Below are 20,702 nucleotides of genomic sequence, written 5' to 3'. Positions count from 1 at the left end.
CCGAGGTAAAAAGCTTCGCGAGCAGAGCTCGCTCCTACAGGACGTGCGATGGATTTCATAGCGGAGTTTCCAACGAGGCATCGGTGCGCACGCCGCGCCAGCGATTGACGCGGTGGCGCAGGCGGTCGAAGTAGAGATAGACCACCGGAGTGGTGTAGAGGGTCAGCACCTGGCTCAGCACCAGGCCACCGACGATGGTGATACCCAGCGGCTGGCGCATTTCCGAACCTTCGGCGCTGCCCAGCACCAGCGGCAAGGCGCCCAGGATTGCAGCCAGGGTGGTCATCATGATCGGGCGGAAACGCAGCAGGCAGGCCTGGCGGATGGACTCCTGCGGGCTCAGGCGCTCGCCGCGTTCCAGTTGCAGGGCCAGATCGACCATCAGAATGGCGTTCTTCTTGACGATACCGATCAGCAGGAACAGGCCCAGCAGCGAGATCAGGCTGAACTCCATGCCCACCAGTTGCAGCGCGAGCAAGGCGCCGACCCCGGCAGAGGGCAAGGTCGAAAGAATGGTCAGCGGATGCACGTAGCTCTCGTAGAGCACGCCGAGGACGATGTACACCACCACCAGCGCCAGCAGGATCATCAGCGGCTGATTGCCCTGGGTCTGCTGGAAGGCCGCTCCGGTACCGCCGAGCATGCCCTGCACCTCGGTGGGCAGGCCGACGCGCGCCACGGCGTTGTCGATGGCGCGGCTGGCCTGATCGAGGCTTACACCTTCGGCCAGGGAAAAGCCGATGTTCTCGGCGGCGAACTGGCCCTGATGGTTGACGCGATCTTCCTCCAGGCCACGCTCCCAGTGGGCGAAGGTCGACAGCGGCACACGCGCACCATCGGCGGTGATCAGCTGAATCTGATCCAGCGCCTCGGGATGCTGGGCATAGCGTGGGTTGATCTCCATCACCACGCTGTACTGATTCAGCGCCTGGTAGATGGTCGACACCTGACGCTGACTGAAGGCATTGTTGAGCACCGCGGTGATCATGCTCATTTCAACGCCCAGACGCTGCGCGGCCTCGCGGTCCACCACCAGGCGGATTTGCTGCGCACCGCTGTTCTCGCGCGCGTCGATATCGGTCAGTTCCGGCAATGCGCGCAGCGCCTCGCGCACCCGTGGCAGCCATTCACGCAGGGCGTCGAGATCGCCGGAGAGCAACATGTACTCGTTTTCCGAACTGCGCCCCTCGCGCCCGCCTATCTGCAGGTCCTGATCGGGCATGAGGAACATGCGCCCACCCGGCACCTTCGGCACGCTGGCACGCAGGCGGTTGATCACCTGCTGCGACGACACCTTGCGCTCGCTGATCGGTTTCAGACGCACGATCATGAAGGCGTTGTTGATACCGCCGGCGCCGCCGATGAATCCCGCCACGCTGTCCACTGCCGGATCGGCCAGCACCGCCTTGCGGAAGATCTCCATTTTCGGCTGCATGACCTGGAACGACAGACCGTTGTCGCCGCGAATGAAGCCGATCAGCTGGCCGGTATCCTGCTGCGGCATGAAGGTCTTGGGAATGCTGACGAACAGGTAGACGTTCAGCGCGATGGTCGCCAGCAGGCTGATGACCATCAGCAACGAATGGCGCAATGCCCAATCCAGCGAACGCCCATAGATGGCCAGCACCCGCGCCTGCAGGCGGTCACCCCATAGCTGCAGGCGGCTGCGCGACTGCTCCTGCTCGGCCTTGAGCCAGCGTGCGCAGAGCATCGGTGTCAAGGTCAGCGACACCAGCAGAGAGATCACCACCGCCACCGCCAGGGTGATGGAGAATTCACGGAACAGCCGCTCGACGATGCCGCCCATGAACAGGATGGAGATGAACACCGCCACCAGCGACAGGTTCATCGACAGCAGCGTGAAGCCCACCTCGCGTGTACCTTTGAACGCCGCCGCCATCGGCTTCTCGCCGTTATGGATGTGCCGGGCGATGTTTTCCAGCACCACGATGGCATCGTCCACCACCAGCCCGGTGGCGATGATCAACGCCATCAGCGACAGGTTGTTCAGCGAGAACCCCAGCAGGTACATGGCGGCGAAACTGCCGATCAGCGACACCGGCACCGCCAGCGCGGGTATCAGCGCTGCGCGCCAGCGCCCGAGGAAGGCCAGCACCACCAGGATCACCAGGCCCACGGCGATCAGCAGGGTGCGCTCGGCCTCATGTAACGTGGCGCGGATCACTGGCGAGCGGTCCATCGCCACCTCCAGCTCGACGCTGGCTGGGATCACCTCGCGCAGCGCCGGCAGCTCGGCGCGGATGTCGGCGATGGTCTGCAGGATGTTCGCCCCGCTCTGCCGATTGATCACCAGCAGCACCGCTTCCCTGTCATTGTAGAAACCGCTGTTGTAGCGGTCTTCGACGCCGTCGGTGACCGTGGCTACGTCACCCAGGCGCACGGCGGCGCCGTCCTGGTAGCGGATGATCATCGGCAGGTAGTCGGCGGCCTTGGCCAACTGATCGCTGGCCTGCACCTGCCAGCGGCGCTGCTCGTCCTCCACCGTGCCCTTGGGACGCAGGGCGTTGCTCGCGGCGATGGTCTGGCGCACTTCGTCCAGGGCAATGCCGTACTGGTCGAGCAGGCGCGGCTCCAGCGACACGCGCACCGCCGGCAAGGAGCTGCCGCCGACCTGCACCTCGCCGACGCCGCCGACCTGCGACAGCTTCTGCGCCAGGATGGTCGAGGCCACGTCGTACAGCTGGCCTTTGCTCAGGGTGTCGCTGGTCAGCGAGATGACCATGATCGGCGCCTGCGACGGATTGATCTTGCGGTAGCTGGGCATGGTGCGCATGCCGCTGGGCAGCAGCTCGCGCGCGGCGTTGATCGCCGCCTGCACCTCGCGCGCGGCGGTGTTGATGTCCTTGTCCAGGTCGAACTGGATCATGATCCGCGTGCTGCCCTGGCTGCTGCGGCTGTTCATCTGGCTGATACCGGCGATGGTGCCGAGCGAACGCTCCAGCGGCGTGGCTACGGTGGAAGCCATGATCTGCGGGCTGGCCCCCGGTAGGCTGGCCTGCACGGTGATGGTGGGAAAATCCATCTGCGGCAATGGCGCCACCGGCAACAGGCCGAAGCTGACGCCGCCAAGCAGCATGATCGCCAGGCTCAGCAGCAGGGTCGCCACCGGGCGGCGGATAAAGGGGGCGGAGAGGTTCATGCGCGATTAGCCCCGCCAAGGCTTGGCCAATCCTGTAGGAGCGGCTTCAGCCGCGAATCCCCTGCACCGATCTGTTCGCGGCTGAAGCCGCTCCTACGGGCCGGGGTCATACCGACACCCCCGCGGCACTGCGACCACTGACGCGGCGCGACAGGCGATCGAAGTACAGGTAGATCACCGGCGTGGTGAACAGCGTCAGCACCTGGCTGACCAGCAGGCCGCCGACCATCACCAGGCCCAGCGGCTGGCGCAGCTCGGCGCCGGAGCCCGAGGCGAGCATCAGCGGGATGGCGCCGAACAGCGCCGCCAGGGTGGTCATCAGAATCGGGCGGAAACGCAGCAGCGCCGCCTGGTAGATCGCCGCCTCGGGCGCCATGCCCTGATGGCGCTCCGCCTCCAGGGCGAAGTCGATCATCATGATCGCGTTCTTCTTGACGATGCCGATCAGCAGGATGATGCCGATGATGGCGATCAGGCCCAGATCGTTGCCGGTCAACAGCAACGCCAGCAAGGCGCCGACGCCCGCCGAAGGCAGCGTGGAAAGAATGGTGATCGGGTGGATATAGCTCTCGTAGAGCACGCCGAGCACGATGTACATGGTGACGATGGCCGCCAGGATCAGCAGCAGCGTGGAGCTCAGCGAGGCGCGGAAGGCCTCGGCAGCGCCCTGGAACTGGGTACTGATGGACAACGGCAGGCCGATTTCCTGCTCCACCCGCTCGATGACTGCCACCGCTTGGCCCAGCGACACACCTGGTGCCAGGTTGAACGACAGGGTCACCGCCGGGAACTGACCGATATGGTTGATCAGCAGGCTGGCCGGACGCTCCTCGATGCGCGCCAGGGATGACAGCGGCACCTGCTGGCCATCGCCAGTGGCGACGTGGATCTGACGCAGCGCGGCCAGGCCGGTGCGACCGCCATCGCGGCTCTCCAGCACCACGCGGTATTGGCTGGCCTGGGTGTAGATGGTGCTGATCTGGCGCTGGCCGAAGGCGTCGTAGAGCGCGTCGTCGATATCGCCGACGTTGATGCCCAGACGCGCCGCGGCGTCGCGATCGATATCCAGGAATACCTGCAGGCCGCGGTTCTGCAGATCGCTGGCGACATCGGTCAGCTGCGGTTGCTCACGCAGCGCCTCGACCAGCCGCGGCGTCCAGGTTTCCAGCAGCTGGCTGTCCGGCGACTCCAGGGTGAACTGGAACTGGGTGCGGCTGATGCGATCCTCGATGGTCAGGTCCTGCACCGGCTGCATGAACAGTTCGATCCCGGGAATCTTCGCCAGCTCCGGACGCAGCCGTTCGATCACCTGGCTGGCAGTGACGTCGCGCTCGGCGTGAGCCTTGAGATTGATCAACAGGCGGCCGCTGTTGAGCGTCGGATTATCACCGTCCACTCCAATCGAGGAAGACAGGCTGGCCACTGCCGGATCGCGCAGGATGACGTCGGCCAGGCGCTGCTGGCGCTCGCTCATGGCGCTGAAGGAAATCGACTGCGGCGCCTCGGAAATGCCCTGAATCACCCCGGTGTCCTGCACCGGGAAAAAGCCCTTGGGCACCGCCAGGTACAACAGCACGGTCAGGCCCAGGGTCGCCACAGCCACCAGCAGGGTCAGCGGCTGGTGCCTGAGCACCCACTGTAGCCACACGCCGTAGCGCTCGATCATGGCGTCGATGAAACCGCCGGCGGCGTGGTAGAAGCGCCCTTCCTGCTCGGGTTTCTCGGCCTTGAGCAGGCGCGCGCACATCATCGGCGTGAGGGTCAGCGACACTACCAGGGAAATCAGGATGGCCACCGCCAGGGTGATGGCGAACTCGCGGAACAAGCGGCCGACCACATCGGCCATGAACAATAGCGGAATCAACACCGCGATCAGCGACAGGGTCAGCGACACCAGGGTGAAGCCGATCTGCCGCGCGCCCTTGAGTGCAGCCTCCAGCGGCGTCTCGCCCTCTTCCAGGTGGCGGGCGATGTTCTCCAGCATGACGATAGCGTCGTCGACCACGAAACCGGTGGCGATGGTCAGCGCCATCAGCGTCAGGTTGTTGATGGTGAAGCCGGCCAGGTACATCACGCCGAAGGTGCCGATCAGCGACAGCGGCACGACGATCGACGGGATGATGGTCGCCGACAGCTTGCGCAGGAACAGGAAGGTCACCATCACCACCAGGGCGATGGCCAGCAGCAACTCGTGCTGCACGTCGCGCACCGCAGCGCGGATGGTCTGCGTACGGTCGGTCAGCACCTTGACCTCGACGCTGGCCGGCAGGCCCTCGGTCAGATGCGGCAGCAGGGTCTGGATGCGGTCGACCACCTCGATGACGTTGGCGCCCGGCTGGCGCTGCACGTTGACCAGCACCGCCTGGTTGCGGTTGGCCCAGGCCGCCAGACGCTCGTTTTCGGCGCCATCGATGATCTCGGCGACGTCCTTCAGGCGCAGCGCGGCGCCGTTCTGATAGCTGAGGATCAGCTCGCGGTATTCATCGACCGACTTCAGCTGGTCGTTGGCGTCGAGCTGGGAAACTCGCGTGGGCCCGTCGAAATTGCCCTTGGGCTGATTGACGTTGCTCGCCGTGATCAGGCTGCGCACATCGGCCAGGCTCAGGCCGTAGGACGCCAGCGCCTCGGGGTTGACGCGAATGCGCACGGCCGGACGTTGCCCGCCGGCCAGGGTGACCAGGCCGACACCGCTGGTTTGCGCCAGCTTCTGCGCCAGACGGGTGTCGACCAGGTCGTTGACCTGCGGCAGCGGCAGCGTTGCCGAACTCACCGCCAGGGTCAGCACCGGCGTATCGGCCGGGTTGACCTTGTTGTACACCGGCGGCGCCGGCAGATCGCCCGGCAGCAGGTTGCTCGCCGCGTTGATCGCCGCCTGCACCTCCTGCTCGGCCACCGCCAGGGAAACGTCCAGGTTGAAACGCAGGGTGATCACCGAGGCGCCGCCCGAGCTGGTCGAGGACATCTGCTTGAGCCCGGCCATCTGGCCGAACTGGCGCTCCAGCGGCGCGGTCACCGCACTGGTCATCACGTCCGGGCTGGCACCGGGATAGAGGGTCAGCACGCGGATGGTCGGGTAATCCACCTCCGGCAGCGCCGACACCGGCAACAGGCGATAGGCGATCAGGCCGCTCAAGAAGATTGCCACCATCAACAGCGTGGTGGCGACCGGCCGCAGGATGAACGGGCGGGAGATGTTCATGCGTCGTTCCGTGCGCCAGCCCGGCCTGACTCGCGCGGCTCCCCGGCCTTCTGCGCGGTCTGCGGGTCGACCACCTCCACTTCGCTGCCGTCGCGCAGGCGATCGGTGCCTTCCAGTACCAGCCGCTCGCCCTGCTGCACACCTTCGCTGACCATGCTGCGCTCGGCATCGCTGGCGGCGATGCTGACCGGGCGGATGCTTACCTTGTTGGCGTCATCGACCACGTAGACGAAGGTACCCTGGGTGCCGAACTGCACAGCAGCGGACGGAACGATGGTGGCGGCCTGATGGGTTTCCACGCGCAGGCGCACGTTGACGAACTGGTTGGGAAAGAGCATCTGCTCGGCATTGTCGAAACGCGCCTTGAGCTTGACCGTGCCGGTGGTGGTGTCGATCTGGTTGTCCAGGCTTTCCAGCACGCCCTCGGCCAGTTTCAGACGCTCGCCACGATCCCAGGCCTCGACGGCCAGAGTCGTGCCGTCGCGCCTGCGCTGCAGTACTGCCGGCAGATCGCCCTCGGGAATGGTGAAGATCACCGAAATCGGGTCGGTCTGGGTGATCACCACCAGCGGCGTGGTATCGCCGCCACTGACCAGGTTGCCGATATCCAGCTGGCGCAGGCCGAGACGACCGGCAATGGGCGCGCGAATCTGGGTGAAGTCGAGATTGAGCTTGGCCGTGGCGACGTCGGCCTGGTTGCTCTGCAGGCTGCCGCGGTACTGATTGACCAGCGCCTGCTGGGTATCGAGGGTCTGCTTGGCGATGCTGTCTTCAGCGTACAGACCCTTGTAGCGCTGCAGATCCAGCTCGGCATTCTTCAGCTGCGCCTGGTTTTCCTGCAGCGCGCCCTGCGCCTGCTGCAGGGCCACCTGATAAGGGCGCGGGTCGATCACCGCGAGCAGGTCGCCGGCCTTGACCTGCTGCCCCTCCTCGAACAGCACCTTGACCAGCTCACCGTCGACTCGCGAACGCACGTTGACCGTGTTGTAGGCGGTCACCGTGCCGAGTGCCTTGAGCTCGATGGCGAACTCGCCCTGCTCGACTTCGGCCAGGCGCACCGGTATCGGGCCCATGTCGCCGAAGCGACCACGGCCCATCTGCTGGGCCTGGGGTTTGCTCGGCCAGAACCACCACAGCAGCAGAAGCAGCACGGCCAGCAGCGTCAGGCCGATCAGCCATTGGCGGGAGTTGTTCGAGGCAGACGAGGGAACATTCGACATGGCAGGCGCGGTATCACTTTTTGTGGGAGTCGGAACGATAAGCACTGGCCCGCGTCAAGCAAAGCCCATTTACCCGCTTTTTACGCTCCCCTTACGTTACTAACTGTTTGAGGCACAAATAAAAACGGCCTGCTGAGCAGGCCGTTTCAATGGGTGCCGAAGAGGTTACTTCAGCACAGCCAGGGCAGCAGCGTAGTCTGGTTCGTGGGCGATTTCGCCAACCAGCTCGCTGTGCAGCACCTTGTCCTGCTCGTCCAGCACCACCACCGCACGCGCGGCCAGGCCGGTCAGCGGACCACTGGCGATGGCCACGCCGTAGTTCTTGAGGAAGTCGGCGCCGCGCAGGGTGGACAGGTTGACCACATTCTCCAGGCCTTCGGCGCCGCAGAAACGCGCCTGGGCGAACGGCAGGTCGGCGGAGATGCACAGCACCACGGTGTTGGCCAGTTGGCTGGCTTCACCGTTGAACTTGCGCACCGAGGCCGCGCAGGTCGGGGTGTCGACGCTGGGGAAGATGTTCAGCACCTTGCGCTTGCCGGCCAGGCTGGCCAGGGTGACGTCGCTCAGGTCACCAGCGACCAGGCTGAAAGCCGGCGCCTGTTGGCCGGGCTGCGGCAGTTGACCGTCGACCTGCACCGGATTGCCTTTGAGAGTGACTTGCGCCATGGGAGTTTCCTTATCGTTCAGGGGGTTGAAGGGCAAAATGTGTGACATGGGCTCGCCGGAGCGAATGGCCCATCGAATGGCAGGTCACGGCCCGACCATCCGTCCAGACTAGCGCAGAAGCCGCGCCGATACACCCGAGGCCGAGTAGGGATTTAGCAAAAGATAGCGTCGCCATCAGAAGTCCCGTCGATAGAACAGATCCAGCGAGCTGGCCAGCCCGCTGGCGGCCTCCAGATACAGGCGTCGGCTCAGTTGGTAACGCAGCGCGATGGTGTTGGCTGGCTCGAACACGCCCACGCCATAGCGCAGGCTGAGGCGCTCGGTGATATTGCCGCTGGCCACCACACTGGTAGTCACGCCACTACCCTCGGTGTCGAGCTGGAAATCCTGAATGCCCAGGCTGTTGGCCAGGCCGGTGGTGAGCGAACTGCTGCCGGCCAGACCGAGCGCCAGTGCGGCCTGGCCGAGCATGTTGTTGTCACCCGTGCTCTGCCCCAGCGGCCGGCCCAATACCAGGTAGGACAGCGCCTGCTCCTGGCTCATGGCCGGTTCGGCGAACACCGTGGTGGTGGGTTGCTCGGCGTTGCCGGAGAGGCGAATGCCCGCCACTACGCTGTCGACTCGACGAATGGCCTCCACGTCGAGAAATGGCTGGTCGATGGGTCCGGTGAACAACAGGCGCGCCCGGCGAATGGTCAGGCGCTGACCGTAAGCGCGATAGCGACCATTGGCCAGATCCAGCTCGCCACGGGTATCGAGGTTATCGCCGATATGCACGCGCCCGCGCAGGTCGGCTGTCAGACCGAAGCCGCTGAAGGCCAGCTTGTCCTGACCGACCTCGACGTCGACATCCATGGCGATGCCCAGGCCCTGCTCGGCCTCGGGCACTTCACGCCCGACCACCCGCGCATCGCCGGACACCTTCACCGTCGACGGCGGCAACTCCCGTACGCTGATCAGCCCGCGCGGCACGCCGACCTTGCCGCTGACCGCCAGGCGCCGGGCGCGCAACTGCAATTGCAGATCGGGCTCGACCTCCAGTTCGGCGTAAGGCTCGACCTTCACCGGTAGGCGCTGGCCCTGCAACGCCAGGTCGCCGCTCAGGCCTTCGGCCCAGTTGAGTTCGCCGCGCAGGCTGCCTCGCCCCTGCTCACCGCTGCGCCAGTTGCCGGCAAGCTGCACCTGCTCGCCCGCGATCAAGGCCTGCAACTGCAAGCCTTCCAGACTCAGCGGTAGTTCGCTGCCGGACAGTTCGCCACCATCCAGGCGCAGCTGGCCATTGATCTGTGGCGCCAGCAGGTGGCCAGAGAGGGTGCCGCTGCCCTGCAGCTGGCCCTCGAGCTTTTCCGCCATCGGCACAAAGGGCCGTAGCACGGCTAGATCGAAGCCGCTCAGGCGAAACTCACCGTTGAGCGGTTTATTCACCGGGCGCGGGTCGAGCTGCGCTTGCAACACCAGCTCACCCAGGCGAGCACTGACGAAGCGCAGCTCGCTGTCCACCCGTTGCGGGCGCAGCGTGCTGTTCAGGCGCAGGCTGTCGTAGGGAAAATCCAGCCACTGCTCGTCATCCGGCTGACGAATGCGCAGGTTGCCGCCGCCCGCGTCCAGGGTGACCTGGCCGTTGGGTCCGCTGTCGGGCAGTTCGATCTTGAGCTGGCCATCCAGACGCCCCTGCCAGGCGAAATCCTCGGGCAACCAGGGCTGCAGGCTGGCCAGCGGGAAGTTCTCCAGGCGCCAGTCCAGGCTGGGCTGCGGCATCAGCCGCTGCTGCCCGCCACACAGGCTGGCATCGCCGGACTGCCAGCAATGTGCGCCCAGGTTGAGTCGGCCGTTGGCCAGGCGCTCCAGGCTCGCGGCCTGCTGCAGCTGCCAATCCTGCCCGCCACTCTGCACCCGGCCACTGGCGATGCGCCCGCGCCAGTCGCCCTGCTCGCTCAGGTTGCCGTCCAGCGCCAGCGTCATTTGCAGCAGCGGGCCCTGCAGGTCGATATCCAGCGCCTGGCGACGTTGGTCGCCACGCCCCTGGGCCTGCAGGCGCCCGAGGTAGGTATCGCCGATACGGATGCCACGCAGGTTCAGGTCGATCAGCCCCTGCTGGCGAGCATCCAGCGTTGCCTGCAACTGCAGGCGACGCAGACTGGGCTCGCCGTAAGCCAGGCGCTCTCCACTGAGCGCAAGCTGAGCTTGCGGCGCCTGCAGGGTGCCGGCCAGGGCAAGCTGCCCCTGCATCTGCCCCTGCAAGCCGGGCCAGAGCTGCCCCAGGCGCGGCAGCGCCAGCTCCAGCTGACCGCGCAGGCGTTGATCCAGCGCGCCCTGGCCGCTGACCCGGTTGTCGCCCAGGCGTACCAGGAGCCGCTGCAGCTGCCACTGCTCTCCACTACCTGCGCCCTGCACCTGCAATTGCGCCGGCTGGCCACGCAGGCGGCCATTGAGATCGATATCGGCTTGCGCCTGCAACGCACCGGCGTTGAAGCTACCCGAGGTGTTCAGCGGGCCGGCCAGATTTCCTGGCATTTCCGCCAACCAGTAACCGGGGTCGAGCGCACTGAGCTGCAGCATGGCCTGCCACTCGAGGCCCTCGGCAAAACCCAGCTTGAGCACGCCTTCGGCACGACCCTGCCCAGCCACCAACTGCAGTTGCGGCAGACTGACCTGGCCCAGATCGCCACTGACCGGGCTGCTCAGGCTGAAGTCGCCCGCAGGTCCCTGCAACTGTGCAGCGAAGTTACCCAGGTAGCTGCCTTCGCCATAGCTGACCTCGGCCTGCAAGGTGCGCAAGGCCACCGGCGGCGGCGCGTCCATGGGGTAAAGGCGCTGCCAGGGAAAATCCAGCCAGTCCAGCTTGGCATCGACGCTGAACGCTTCGCTCCAGGCCAGCGTGCCCTCGACCTGTACGTGCTGCGCTTCGGCCTGAATACGCAGCAGTTCGATATCCGCACCAGCGGCGTCGACCCGACCACTGAGCTGCAGCGGCATCGGCGCCTGCTCGGCAGGCAGACTGGCCGTGCCGTCGACACGATAGCCGGCCGCCAGATCGCCTTTGGCCTGCAGCTGCACGTCCTGCAGGCGCAGGGTCGACGGCAAGGCGCTGCTGGCCTGGAACTCGCGACTGGTCAGGCGCAATTCGGCGGGCAGATGTTCGGCCAGAGCCTGCACGCTGCCCTGCAGGTGCGCCTCGAGATAACCGCTGCTGTCGGCCTCGAGCTGCAGGCTGCGCTGCAGCTCACCAGCAATCTGCAACGCTACCTGCCAGGGCCTGCCATCGACTTCCGGCAACTGCAGGCGCCCACTCAAGGCGAGCGGCCAGTCGCCCTGCGGGGTCAGGCTGCCGCTGATGTCCAGGCGCAGGTCATCACGCTGCAGGGCCAGGCGCTGCAGCTCGACACCCTGCTCGTTCCAGCTGGCGATCAGTTCCAGGTCGCTCAACTGCCCCTCGCCATCCAGGCGCAGCTCACCCAGGCGGATATCGCCCAATCGCAGGCGCAGCGGCAAGTTCAGGCTCGGCAGGCTGAACGGTTCGCTACTCGGCTCGGTGCTTGGCGGCAGGTCGAGCGCCGCCTGGTGCAGATGCAGGCGGTCGATACACAGCGTGAGGCGCAACAGGCAGGACGGCGACCAGGCCAGGTCCAGCTGCTGCAACTGCACGCGCGTCTCGCCCTGCTGCCAGAGCAGCGCATCGGCCTGCCAGGCACTGCCCAGGCGCCCCCGGAAATTGTCGACCTGCAGGCCCGGGACCTGCGCCAGCAGCCAGCGGCTGCCCGCCTGGGTGCCGAGCATTCCCCACAGGGCGGCGCCAAACAGCAGCAGCAGGCCAAGCACAGCGGCAGCCAGCCATTTCAACGGGCGCCGGGTCACAGTTCAGGCCCCATGGAGAAATGCAGGCGCACACCGCCGTCGTCATCCAGCGCATGGGCCAGATCCAGACGCAGCGGGCCAACCGGCGAAACCCAGCGCACGCCGAAACCAACGCCGGTCTTGAGGGTGGGAAACTCCAGCGAGTTGAACGAATTGCCCTGATCGATGAAGGTCGCCAGGCGCCACTTGTCGGTAAGGCTGTATTGGTACTCGGCGCTGGCGGTGAACAGGTAGCGCCCGCCGATCTTGTCGCCGCGATTGTTCTCCGGCGACAGGCTCTGGTAGTCATAGCCGCGCACGCTCTGGTCGCCACCGGCGAAGAAACGCAGCGACGGCGGCACCGCAGAGAAGCCATTGGTTTCGGTACCGCCGAACTGCACGCGGCCGAGCAGGCGGTGGTTGTCGAAGACGGTGGTCAGCCCCTTGAGCATGACATTGCCGTGCAACACGTTGGCATCGGACAACAGACCGTCGACGGCGCCGCGCAGGTCGAACTGCAAGCGGTAGCCGCGGTTCGGATCGAGGCGGTTGTCGCTGCGCAGCAGCGAGTAGCTGACGCCCGGCATAAACAGCGTGCTCAGCCCGGAATCATCGCCCAGACGATACTCCTCGCGCTGCCATTTCACCGACAGCACGCGTTGCCAACCACCGGGGCGCTGGCTGTGCCATTCCGGGCCGACGGTGAGCAGACGGCTGAGGCTGTCCTTGCTGGCCAGCTCCTCATACTGGTAGCCGCCGGCCAGACGCAGCTTGTCGGTCAGCGGCGGATCGCCCGGAATGTCGTACCACAGACCGACGTTCTGCCGCGGTGCCGACAGCTCGGTTTCCACCCCGTAGCTATGCCCCTGCGGATTGCGCCAGTGACGCGTCCAGTTGGCGCGCAGGCGCGGCCCGACATCGGTGGAAAAACCCAGCCCCAGGCCCATGGTGCGTGGCTGACGCACCTGCAGGTCGACCGCCACGGGAATGCGTTGCTGGTCGGCCTGGGTGGGGATGGCATCGACCCTTACCGACTCGAAATAGCCGCTGGATTGCAGTGCCTGGTACAGCTCGGCGATCAGTTCGGAGTCGTAGGGAGTGTCCGGCTCGAACGGCACCATGCGCCGCAGCAGGTCCTCATCGAAGGGAAAGTCGCCACTGAAGCTGAGATCGCCCAGGGCGTAGCGCGGCCCGCTGACGAATACCAGTTCGATGTCGGCTACTCCGGCGGCCGGGTCGATCTGCAGGCTCTGCCGGGTGAAGCGACCGTCGAAGAAGCCATAGCGCGAGGCCTGATTCTGAATCAGCCGCTTGGCGTCCTCGTAGCGCCCGTGGTTGAGCACCGAGCCCGGCTGCAGGCGGCTGGCACTGGGAATGCGAAAGCCGGCCAGCTCACTGGCCGGCCCTTCGATGCGAATCTCGACGTTGCGCAGGCGAACACGCTCGCCGGGCTCGACCTCGAGCACCAGGCGCGGTGTTTCGCCGTCTTCGACGTGGCTACGAATGCGCGCCTGGTAATAACCCAGAGCCTGGGCCGCCTTGTCGGCTTCGCTCTCGGCGATACGGCGCAGACGTCGCAGGGATTGCACGTCGCGCCCTTCGAGGCTGCCGACATAACCTTCGATATTGGCCCTGAGGGCCGAATTGTTCGGGGTGATCCGTACGTCCAGCTCGCCCGCGGCGAAAGCCCCCGTACTGATCAGCAGCAGCGCCAGGCTGCGCTGAAAATGTCCATATACGCTCATGACGGGGATGCTAACACGGAGCGCAGCGCGTGCCAGAGCCTTGACGCCGCGCAGCGACCGCCAGGGTTCAGGCGCTGGCCCGCACCACCGGCTGCGGGTTGGGATGGAAGAATACGTGCTCGACCACCGGGCCAATGGCCAGCTCGCCGACCTCTTCATAGCCCTGGCGTCGGTAGAAATCCAGGTAACGGGCATTGCCGGTGTCCAGCACCACACCTTGCGAGCCGCTGTCCTGCGCGCACCAGTCGTGTAGCGCCTCGAGCAGTTGCTCGCCGCGGTGCTGGCCCTGGAACTCGGGGTGAATGCCCAGCAGCGGCAGCACGTGATAGGGGCCTGGCGGCAGACAGGCGAGCACCGCATCGTGGTATTCCAGATAGCGCCTGGTGCAGCCCAGGCCGGTGCTCAGCAGCATGCGCAGGCGCCAGCCCCAGCTCTCGGTGATATCCAGGCGCCGCTGCGGTGGCGCGATCAGTGCCGCGCCGATCAGGCGGTCGTCGATCAGCAGGCCGATGGCCGGCAGCTCCTCGGCGAAATGCCGTTGCACCAGTTCGCGAATCGTGGCGCGTACGCGCTGATCGAAACCGGGCCGCTCGGCCTCGAACAGGTAGGCGAAGGTCGGCTCGTGGCGATAGGCATGGTAGAGCAGCGAGCGAACCTCGCGGGCGTAACCACCATCGAGCATGCGCACTTCTGCTGGAGCGTTATGGGGCATGGTGGACCTCTGTTGTCATGGGTTGCGGCTCAGGCGGGTGGAAGCCGACAGAGCCAACTTAGCACCGCCGCATGACGCCTGCCAGGCGCTGGCCGCGAGCGCCGAGGATCGGCTAGCATCGCGTTTTGCCCAGGACCCGCTGCCCATGAAAATCGTCTCCTTCAATATCAATGGCCTGCGTGCGCGCCCTCATCAATTGCAGGCGCTGATCGAAAAGCACCAGCCGGATGTGATCGGTCTGCAGGAAACCAAGGTGGCCGACGACCAGTTCCCGGAAGCGGAGATCCGCCAGCTCGGCTATCACGTGCATTACCATGGCCAGAAGGGCCACTACGGTGTCGCCCTGCTCTCGCGCCAGGCCCCGCTGAGCCTGCACAAGGGCTTCCCAGGCGATGGCGAAGAGTCTCAGCGGCGTTTCATCTATGGCACCTTCGCCGATGCCGCGGGCAACCCCATCACCGTGATGAACGGCTACTTTCCCCAGGGCGAGAGCCGCGACCATCCGGTGAAGTTTCCGGCCAAGCAGCGCTTCTATGCCGATCTGCAGCAACTGCTGGTAGAGCGCTTCGACCCGCAGCAGGCGCTGGTAGTGATGGGCGACATCAACATCAGCCCGGAAGATTGCGACATCGGCATCGGCGAGCCCAATCGCCTGCGCTGGCTGAAAACCGGCAAGTGCAGCTTCCTGCCGGAAGAACGCGAATGGCTGGCGACCCTGAAGAACTGGGGCCTGGTGGACAGCTTTCGCCACCTCAACCCCGAAGTGAATGACCGTTTCAGCTGGTTCGACTACCGCAGCCGCGGCTTCGAGGACGAGCCCAAGCGCGGCCTGCGCATCGACGTGATTCTCGCCAGCCAGCCGCTCAAGGCACGCTTCAAGGATGCCGGCATCGACTACGAGCTGCGCGGCATGGCCAAGCCGTCCGATCATGCGCCGATCTGGCTGGAATTGAACTGAGGCAAGGGCGGGTGCAGATGACGCGCCCGTCACAAGACTGCAACCTGACTGACTTAATCTGCGCGGCACCTTATCCCACCCACTAGAAGGTGCCTGCCGCATGCCGCGCGCCCTGTCCGCCGACCGCGACCTCTGGGGTCGTACCCTGTCCCTGCTGCTGATCGGTTTCATCTGCTACGCCCTGCCCCTCTCGATCTTCGCCGCACTGCCCGCCTCCGAAGGCAACCGGCCGGTGCTGCGTATCCAGGGCTCCAACACCATCGGTGCCAAGCTCGCCCCCGAACTGGTCAAGGGACTGTTCGAGGCACAAGGTCTGCGCGACATCCGCAGCGAGAACGGCGCCCAGGAAAACGAGCAGCGCCTGCTCGCGCGCCAGGCAGATGGCCGCCAGGTGATCGTCGAGGTGGCCGCCCACGGCTCGGGCACCGGTTTCACCTCGCTCAAGGACGGCAGTGCCGACCTGGCCGCCTCGTCGCGGCCGATCAAGGACAGCGAAGCCGCCAGCCTGGCCTCGCTGGGCGACCTGCGCAGCCCGCAGAGCGAACAGGTCATCGCCATCGACGGCCTGGCGATCATCGTCCATCCGTCCAACCCTGTCGGTGCGCTCAGCGTGGAGCAGATCGCGCAACTGTTCTCCGGCGAGATCAGCGACTGGGCCACACTGGGCGGCAAACCCGGCAAGGTGCGCCCCTATGCACGCGATGACAACTCCGGCACCTATGACACCTTCAAGGAGCTGGTACTGGCCCCGGGCGGACGCACCCTTGCCGCTGGCGCGCAACGCTTCGAGTCCAGCAATCAGCTGTCCGATTCGGTCAGCAGCGACCCCAACGGCATCGGCTTCATCGGCCTGCCCTACATTCGCCAGGCCAAGGCGGTGGCCGTCGCGGCTGGCGACTCCCAACCGATGCCGCCAAGCACCACCTTGATCGCCACCGAGGACTACCCACTGGCGCGTCGCCTGTTTCTCTACAACGATCCGCAGCTGACCAACCCCTGGGCGCGTGCGCTGATCGACTTCGCCCACGGCCCTCGTGGCCAAGCGATCGTCGACAGCAGCGGCTTCATCGCCCAGACCGTGCAGGCGGTGAAGGTCAGCGCCGATGCGCAGATGCCCGCCGATTACCGTCAACTGGCGCAGCAGGCGCAGCGCCTGTCGGTGAACTTCCGCTTCCAGGAAGGCAGCGCGACGCTGGACAACAAGGCCCAACGCGACCTGCAACGGGTGCTGGACTACCTCAAGCAGCACGACAAGCTGCAGCACAAGGTGGTGCTGGTTGGATTCGGCGACCCGAAGAGCGACCCCGAGCGCGCCGAACTGCTGTCGAAACTGCGCGCCATGGCCGTGCGCCGCGAACTGGCCAAACAGGGTGTGCTGTTTCGCGAGATCACCGGCCTGGGCAGCGAGCTGCCGGTGGCCGCCAACGACCAGGACAACGGCCGCATCCGCAATCGCCGCGTCGAGGTCTGGGTTTACTGAGGCGAAAAATTTGGTTCTTCGCATTTTCGCGGGAGGGCACGCTTGAAACCGGACTGGCAATTACGTGTTAGCTGGATGACTTGGCACTATCCGTTAGCGCGCCGCCTGGGCTGATGGGTTTCGCCCCTTACGGGCGACTCACTTGATTCGCTGCGCTCACCCTTCAGGCCAGCCTGCGGCTGTTACTCCGCTGCGCTACGTTTCGTTGCTTGCCCAAGAAAGGTGTGCCAAAGAAGGGCACCCCGACATCCGGGTTTCGCTACGCGAAACTTCCCTCGTTCCGGTGCTGCTCCGGGGGCCGGCTTACATGGGCCATCCCTGGCCCTTTAAGCCTTTCGCCGCATCCATGCGGCTCATCCCCCTACGCAACACCTCCACTCGGCCTCCTGAAGGGGACTTGGGCGTCGTCTGTGAGATCGCGCTTCAAGAGCAAAAGCCAAACGCTACCGATTTTCATGTTGCGGAGATGTCGCAAGCTCGCGAACTGGTTCCCCTTCAGGAGGCCGAGTGGAATCACCGTGGAAGGGGTTGAGCGACATGGATGTCGCGAGAGCTGCGATGGGCCAGGGATGGCCCTTCGCAGCGTGCCCCTGGAGCGGTGATGGAACGAGGGAACCCCGGCGCAGCAGGGCGGGGGCGCCTAGCTCGGATGCAGGGGTGTGTTTCTTTGCTTACTTTCTTTGCACAAGCAAGAGCTACGAAGCGCAGCGAAGTAACAGCCGCAGGCTGGCCCGAAGGGTGAGCGCAGCGAATCAAGTGAGTCGCCCGTAAGGGGCGAAACCCATCAGCCCAGGCGGCGCGCTAACGGATAGTGCCAAGTCATCCAGCTAACACGTAATTGCCAGTCCGGTTTCAAGCCGCCCTTTACTCAAACTAAGCGAAGAACCAAAAATATTCCCGCCCAGGGGGCTTGGCAGCCTGAGCACTCAGCGCTAGTCTTCGCAGCGCGTGACGCCGGGCCCCTCTGGCGGTGAGCTTCTCACCGTGATGTCGGAGTCACTGAGTGAATTTCTTTCAACTCAGGCAGACATTAGGGAGGGCTCATGGACGCTCTACTTGCCTTTTTGACATCCCCCATCTTCGGTACCCCCGGCTGGTTCTGGCTGGCCTTTCTGGTATTGATCATCACCCTTCTGGTACTCGACCTCGGCGTGCTGCATCGCGATCAGCATGAGATCGAGATGCGCGAAAGCCTGTTACTGTATTCCGGCTATTTCAGCGTCGGCGTCGCCTTCGGCGGCTGGATCTGGTGGCAGCTCGGCGGCACCAAGGCGATGGAGTACTACACCGGTTTCCTGGTGGAGCAGTCGCTGTCGATGGACAACGTCTTCGTCATGGCGATGATCCTCGGCTACTTCAACATCCCGCGTAAATACCAGCACCGCGTGCTGTTCTGGGGCATCCTCGGGGTGATCGTGCTGCGCGCCATCATGATCGGCCTGGGCACGGCACTGGTGCAGCAGTTCGACTGGATTCTCTACCTCTTCGGTGCCTTCCTGCTGTTCAGCGGCATCAAGATGCTGCGCAGCAACGACCAGGAAGCCCACCCGGACCTGGCGCAGAATCCGCTGCTGGGCTTCGTGCGCAAGCACATTCGCGTGACCGACGAGCTGCATGGCGGCCAGTTCCTGGTGCGCCTGAAGGATCAGGTCAGCGGCAAACCGCTGCTGTATGCCACGCCGCTTTTGCTGGCATTGATACTGATCGAGCTGGCCGACCTGGTCTTCGCCGTCGATAGCGTGCCGGCCGTGCTGGCCATTTCGCAGGACCCCTTCATCGTCTACACCTCGAACATCTTCGCCATCCTCGGCCTGCGCGCGCTGTACTTCGCCCTGGCCGCGCTGATGCACCGCTTCATCTACCTGAAGTACGCCCTGGCGCTGGTGCTGATGTACATTGGCGGCAAGATCTTCCTGCACGATCTGGTCAAGGTTCCCGCCCTGCTCTCGCTTGGCGTAACCTTGGGTCTGCTGGCCGGTGGTGTGCTGCTGTCGCTGCTGAAGACGCGCGACAAGGCCAGCGCCATGTGAGGAGAGGCGATGCGCGAAGTCTGCATAGAACTCATCGAGCGCCAGGGCCGACGGCTCTGGCAAGTACGATTCGGGCGACGCGCACTGACCTTTCATGAAGAGCTGGCGGCGCGTACCTTCGCCGCACAGCTGCATATGCGCCTGAGGTGGTCGGGCCAGCTACCCTAGAGGTCGCGGGGCCGCCCAGACCTTATACGCCCCCCAGGCAACCGCGGCCTGGTGCGCACGGCGTACCCTACCTGTGTACGCATTCGACTCCCAGGGTGGCCGTGCGCACCGATATGAACGACGAGGCCCGCAAACGCGGGCCTCGTCCTTTCAGGCTGGCGAATCAGCGGCTGGCTTTCATCACGTCGCGCGGTACGTACTTGCCGATCTCGTACTTGCCGATGGCCGCGCGGTGCACCTCGTCCGGGCCGTCGGCCAGACGCAGAGTGCGCTGCATGGCGTACCAGTAAGCCAGCGGGAAGTCGTTGGAAACCCCGGCGCCGCCGTGCATCTGGATCGCCCGGTCGATCACCTTGAGCGCGACGTTGGGCGCGACCACCTTGATCTGGGCGATTTCGCTGGCGGCGATCTTGTTGCCCACGGTGTCCATCATGTATGCCGCATTGAGCGTCAGCAGGCGCGCCTGGTTGATCTCCATGCGCGAATCGGCGATGTGATCGATATTCCCACCCAGGCGCGCCAGCGGCTTGCCGAAGGCGGTGCGGCTCACGGCGCGCTTGCACATCAGCTCCAGGGCGCGCTCGGCCATGCCGATCGAACGCATGCAGTGGTGAATGCGGCCCGGGCCGAGGCGACCCTGGGCGATCTCGAAGCCGCGCCCTTCGCCGAGCAGCACGTTCTCGTAAGGCACGCGCACGTTCTCGAACAGCACTTCGGCGTGACCATGCGGGGCGTCGTCGTAGCCGAACACCGGCAGCGGACGCAGCACGGTCACCCCGGGCGCATCCATCGGCACCAGAATCATCGAGTGCTGCTGGTGGCGCGGCGCGTCGGGGTTGGTCAGGCCCATGAAGATCATCACCTTGCAGCGCGGGTCGCAGGCGCCCGACGTCCACCATTTACGGCCGTTGATCACCCACTCATCGCCCTCGCGACGAGCGTTGGCCTGCATGTTGGTGGCGTCGCTGGAGGCAACCCCCGGCTCGGTCATGGCGAAGGCGGAGCGAATCTCGCCGCGCAGCAGCGGCTCCAGCCATTGCTGCTTCTGCGCCTCGTTGCCGTAGCGCACCAGCACCTCCATGTTGCCGGTGTCCGGCGCAGCGCAGTTGAACGGCTCGGGGCCGATCAGCGAGCGGCCCATGATTTCCGCCAATGGTGCGTATTCGGTATTGGTCAGGCCCGCGCCGTAGTCCGATTCAGGCAGAAACAGGTTCCACAGTCCCTCGGCCTTGGCCTTGCCTTTCAGCTCTTCGATGATCGCGGTCGGCTGCCAGCGGTCGCCCTCGGCAACCTGTTGCTCGAACACCGCTTCGGCCGGGTAGACATAGGCTTCCATGAATGCGCTAACGCGCTCACGCAGCTCTTGAACCTTGGGGGAATAGGCAAAATCCATGGGGTTACCTGTTTTGTACAAGGGGGGTGAGAGGTTGTGGAAATGATGCTAGAACAGCGCTTAAGATTTATCGAACCTATTTTCAGCGTGTATGAACATTCATAACCGATATATGATCGCTTGATATCGACGCCCCT

Annotated in this window: 11 protein-coding genes; 3 read left to right on the top strand and 8 right to left on the bottom strand. The window is 65.1% G+C overall.

What is annotated here, in order from left to right:
- Positions 1–55 precede the first annotated feature (55 nt).
- From BLS61_RS06400 to BLS61_RS06370, 7 genes are all read right to left on the bottom strand, one after another.
- Positions 56–3,160 (bottom strand): multidrug efflux RND transporter permease subunit, encoded by a 3,105-nt coding sequence (locus BLS61_RS06400; protein ID WP_090428959.1) that lies wholly within the window; start codon positions 3,158–3,160, stop codon positions 56–58.
- Between the two features lie 106 nt (positions 3,161–3,266).
- Complete coding sequence (locus tag BLS61_RS06395; RefSeq protein WP_090428956.1) at positions 3,267–6,359, bottom strand: MdtB/MuxB family multidrug efflux RND transporter permease subunit; 3,093 nt, start codon at positions 6,357–6,359, stop codon at positions 3,267–3,269.
- Positions 6,356–7,579, bottom strand: a complete 1,224-nt coding sequence (locus BLS61_RS06390; RefSeq protein WP_090428953.1) for an MdtA/MuxA family multidrug efflux RND transporter periplasmic adaptor subunit — start codon at positions 7,577–7,579, stop codon at positions 6,356–6,358. Before BLS61_RS06390 ends, BLS61_RS06395 begins: the two co-directional genes overlap by 4 nt.
- 165 nt (positions 7,580–7,744) lie before the next feature.
- Entirely contained in the window at positions 7,745–8,245 is a 501-nt protein-coding gene (gene tpx / locus BLS61_RS06385) for a thiol peroxidase (protein ID WP_090428951.1), read from the bottom strand.
- A gap of 174 nt (positions 8,246–8,419) precedes the next feature.
- Positions 8,420–12,100: a translocation/assembly module TamB domain-containing protein gene (locus BLS61_RS06380; protein WP_090428948.1), complete on the bottom strand. Its 3,681-nt coding sequence runs from the start codon at positions 12,098–12,100 to the stop codon at positions 8,420–8,422.
- Positions 12,097–13,824, bottom strand: a complete 1,728-nt coding sequence (locus tag BLS61_RS06375) for an autotransporter assembly complex protein TamA (protein ID WP_090428945.1) — start codon at positions 13,822–13,824, stop codon at positions 12,097–12,099. Before BLS61_RS06375 ends, BLS61_RS06380 begins: the two co-directional genes overlap by 4 nt.
- A gap of 67 nt (positions 13,825–13,891) precedes the next feature.
- Positions 13,892–14,536 carry a GNAT family N-acetyltransferase gene (locus BLS61_RS06370; protein WP_090428942.1) on the bottom strand — a complete coding sequence of 215 codons (645 nt, stop codon included), beginning with the start codon at positions 14,534–14,536 and terminating at the stop codon, positions 13,892–13,894.
- A 145-nt stretch (positions 14,537–14,681) separates the two neighbouring features.
- Between BLS61_RS06370 and xthA the strand changes: the two genes are divergently transcribed.
- The 3 genes from xthA (at position 14,682) to BLS61_RS06355 (ending at position 19,004) form a co-directional block, all read left to right on the top strand.
- Positions 14,682–15,494: an exodeoxyribonuclease III gene (gene xthA / locus BLS61_RS06365; protein WP_090428939.1), complete on the top strand. Its 813-nt coding sequence runs from the start codon at positions 14,682–14,684 to the stop codon at positions 15,492–15,494.
- Positions 15,495–15,594: 100 nt separating this feature from the next.
- Positions 15,595–16,974, top strand: coding sequence for a substrate-binding domain-containing protein (locus BLS61_RS06360; RefSeq protein WP_090428937.1), 1,380 nt, complete (start codon positions 15,595–15,597; stop codon positions 16,972–16,974).
- Between the two features lie 1,043 nt (positions 16,975–18,017).
- Positions 18,018–19,004 carry a TerC family protein gene (locus BLS61_RS06355; RefSeq protein ID WP_090428934.1) on the top strand — a complete coding sequence of 329 codons (987 nt, stop codon included), beginning with the start codon at positions 18,018–18,020 and terminating at the stop codon, positions 19,002–19,004.
- Positions 19,005–19,335: 331 nt separating this feature from the next.
- Here the strand turns inward: BLS61_RS06355 and BLS61_RS06350 are convergent, their stop codons facing one another.
- Entirely contained in the window at positions 19,336–20,565 is a 1,230-nt protein-coding gene (locus BLS61_RS06350; RefSeq protein ID WP_090428932.1) for an acyl-CoA dehydrogenase, read from the bottom strand.
- Positions 20,566–20,702 lie beyond the last annotated feature (137 nt).

This window comes from Ectopseudomonas guguanensis (assembly GCF_900104265.1).
In the GTDB taxonomy this organism is placed as follows: domain Bacteria; phylum Pseudomonadota; class Gammaproteobacteria; order Pseudomonadales; family Pseudomonadaceae; genus Aquipseudomonas; species Aquipseudomonas guguanensis.
Note: the sequence above shows the minus strand (reverse complement) of the source record. Positions and strands in the feature narration are given on the sequence as shown.